Annotated in this window: 2 protein-coding genes and 1 pseudogene; 1 reads left to right on the top strand and 2 read right to left on the bottom strand. The window is 40.8% G+C overall.

Annotation, left to right across the window (positions count from 1 at the left end; translation table 11 throughout):
• Window positions 1–1,211, bottom strand: a 1,211-nt coding sequence (locus VB714_RS07075; RefSeq protein WP_323222527.1) for a transposase, incomplete at its 3' end; no start/stop codon positions are given.
• Between the two features lie 39 nt (window positions 1,212–1,250).
• Between VB714_RS07075 and VB714_RS07070 the strand changes: the two are divergent.
• Window positions 1,251–1,412 (top strand): annotated as a pseudogene (locus VB714_RS07070) (transposase); the annotation flags it as partial.
• 140 nt (window positions 1,413–1,552) lie between these two features.
• Here the strand turns inward: VB714_RS07070 and VB714_RS07065 are convergent.
• On the bottom strand, window positions 1,553–3,538 hold a 1,986-nt coding region (locus VB714_RS07065), incomplete at its 5' end, for a dynamin family protein (RefSeq protein WP_323222524.1).

Genomic DNA, 3,538 nt, shown 5'->3' with positions numbered 1-3,538 from the left:
ACTCCTTTAAGACATAATCCTAAAGTTGCCGCTACTTTCCTTAAAATGTTGGCTGCACAGTTACAGTCGGCGTTAATGAAACTGCCATCCCCAGAACAATACAATCCTCTTTTGATTCGTTTTCCTGATGGTTTCCAAGACTCGGGTTTTTCACCGTAAACAGGAAGAATATCTTCATCTAGAAAACTAGCTTTAGAGGTATAGGATTCTTCGGATTCTAAAAAGTGGATACCATAAAACTCGCAAAGTTCCTTGATTCGTTCTTTGAGTTTTGCTGTAGGAACTTGAACGAATTTTTGATTATTCTTAGAGCCAATATTAATCCCATCTTTTTGTCCCTTGTTCCAGCCAAAAACAATCTGACCGATACCATTTTCTAGGCAATGGTTAATGACGATACGGGCTGCCTTGTTAACTGAATCCCGCATTTGTCGATTGCGTTTTTCGGTAATACGAGACAGTCGGTTTGACCAGAATCCTTGAGGTTTTCCTTCTTTAATCGTGGCAATCTGTTTGTTATACCATTGGTTGACCGATTTAAGGTGCTTCCCGTCGATAATGAAACTCGTCCCCACGTTTGTCACGCAGGTCAACCAATTATCAAGGCCGTGGTCAATTCCTAGAACTTTTCGAGAATCTGTCTGGGTCGCTTGCGGTCTTCTTTGATAAATATATTCTGCATAAAAGCAGCCGTGACGTGGAAGAATGCGAATTTCTTTGATGCTGTTCCAATCTAGGTTAGAAGGCATAGGGAGATAAAATTCTCCCAGCCCAAACCATGCTTTTACGCTTTTCCCTAAAGGAACTTTGATTCCTCCCTCGGTCAGCTTTAACCATCTTTTAGGATAGGAAACAGTAAAGAAACCTTTTTTCCGATATTTTGGCGGTTTGGGTTTGTTGTTTAGTTTTTTGTCTCCAAACAACTTGAGGAGTTCGCGAAAACTGGAAAATGCTTCAACCACACCATTACAAATTTGTTGGGCGCTTGAAGCGTACATCGCTCGAAAATGGCAATTCCATTTCATTTGCCGACAAAGTTCCCCCTTGCCAACAAAGCGATTCTCCTTAAACCAAATTTGGCGAGCATAGTAAACAGAACAATTAAATACCTTGTTGGCCTCGCCACAGAGATACTCAAGGATAGCTAGTAGTTCCTTGTTGGGGTGCAATAAGTTTTGTTGGCAACCTATGTCAATTTTTTTCTTGTTCATGGGTTTAGTTTACTTTATTCTGTAGATAGATGCCAAGTTATCTACAATGAGAAAGGGCGCTCCTCCCGTCTTCTTCGTCAAGAATTTCCTCATCTCTGCAAACTACCTAGTTTGTGGACTCGCAGCTATTTTTATGACACTACTGGGAAAGTTAGTACAACTAAAATCATGGATTATATCAATGACCCTCACCATTCCTGATGGCGAATAAATTCGAGGACACGCATTCTGAGGTTTCCTCAGAATCGCGAGATGTCCGTGCCGTGTCGCTTTTCCACCCCGCTCTAAAGAGACGGGGCTACCAAGCTCCCGCTTTTTCTCGTGTTAAGATTAAGATGCGTTCAGGGTCGCCACTTTTCTAATGTTTGTTTGACCGTTTCTAGTTCTTCAGTATACTGGTAGAGTGCTATTTTCTGTGCTTCTAAAGCCTCTAAAATTTTATCGACTTCTGTTTCTCGGGTTTCTCTTTCTTTCAAGAGGCGATCGAACTCTACCAAAAAGCGGTTGATATATTCATTAATTTGTTGTTCCGCATGGCCGAAATCTTCTGCAACTTGTTGTTTAATTGCACGTTCGACAACAATTAAACTACCGGCTGTTTGTCCGTCAATTTCTTTCTTAATTGAGACAATAGTTTGACGCAAATCTATTTCGTAGTAAGAACGGCGATCGTCTACTTGAATATCAACTTCATAATCTCGACAAAATGCCTGTTTTCGTTCCCTCGTCCAGCGTGTATAATTTTCGGTTTGTTGTTGCACTTGAGTATCAATTCCTTGAAAATCAAACACTAGCATTTGAATGGGATTGATATTCATAGAAATATCCAAGGCTTCCCCTAAATACTTTGAGAGTTCATTGGAAATGGTTTGGACATTATCGCGAATCTGTGCAACTAATTCTTGTCGAATTAATGTTCCATCTCGAGACAATTTATCTTGTGTATTTGTCCACCAATCTTTAATCAAAATAGCACAAAAACGATTGATATCTTTCTTAATTTGTTCGACTTCTTCTTCTGTTTCACAACGAATCTCATAAGGGTTTTCCTCATCTCCTAAAAGTTCATTAATCACTTTCTTTAAAGATTCTGCTAATCGTTTTGGTACGGGAAAACGGGAACTTTTTTCTGGTTCTTCTTCTTCAATTTCTAACTCGTCCCCTGGTGGTTCCGTCGCAACGGTATAATCTGAAAAGCGATAATGAACAAAAATTTCAAATTCTTGTTGAATAGTTAACTTAGCGCGTTCGGCAAAATCATTGATTTCCCATTTAAACTGTTCGATTAATTGCTTTTCTTGTTGTTCGACCAGTTTTTTAACGCCGCGAATTTGTACGATCGCATTTTTAGCCAAGCGTTTATATTCTTCCATCTTTTGGCGTAGGGGCTTAATTTCAATTTTCCAGCCACTAATGCGCGTATTAATCACATCTTCAACTCCTGTTCCAGTTTTATTAAGTTTAGCAATCACATCTCTTAATAAATTCCAGCCAGCATTATTAACAACTTCTCGCACAACCGCTTGTTCGATCGCGGGAATGAGACTATCTTTTAAGGCTTGAGGGGCAACTTTTTGTGGAGAAGGAACGATCATATCTCCATCGGGAGTTTCCCTAGCATAACGTCCCCCAAAAAAGCGTTTGAAGTTCCGTAAATGAACATCCGTTGCGAGTCCTCGTTGAATCATCTTAGCAAGAAGTCCTTGCCAAGCGCTGGCGGGATATACAATCGGTTCGGGAATACCAAATCCTTTCAAAGTGCGCTTGAGATCGTCAATAACGTGCTGAATGGGTCGATCTTCTTCAGTCTTGCGATCGATTTTATTCAGAATAAAATAAATTGCCCCGCGATTGCGTTTCAAAAAATCGCTGCGTTGTTCGATTAAGTCTTGTAAAAGTTCTGAATTTGTGTTATCTTTAAAGGAAGAGTAATCGAGAATAAAAAGAATAACATCGCAATTACGCAGGACTTCAAGGGCGGTTTGTTTGAGAATAATGCTATCAAATGCCCCATCTTTCCACTCATTAGGACCTGGAGTATCAACCAGAGTAAATCCTGTCAGGGCTGAAAAATTCCCGATCGCATCGATGGGGTATTCTAACTCAAAACGTTGAACGCGATCGCGGTTTGCCGTTGCCCGAATTAAGTGAGTGCGTTCGAGAAAATTCTGGCGAATAGTACGGGCATCTCCTTCGGCCAAAAGTACCGGCTGTTTCTGCTTTTCTCGATATTCAAGCAGTCGAGGCACTTCTCCTGCTGCCAATGGCAGAACATCAGTACGACACACCGTACAAGATTCAGTTTCGCTGGCTAACACATCCGCCCC

Source organism: Spirulina sp. 06S082, assembly GCF_034932145.1.
Classification (GTDB): Bacteria; Cyanobacteriota; Cyanobacteriia; order Cyanobacteriales; family Spirulinaceae; genus CCY15215.
This window is presented reverse-complemented; position numbering and strand designations above follow the sequence as displayed.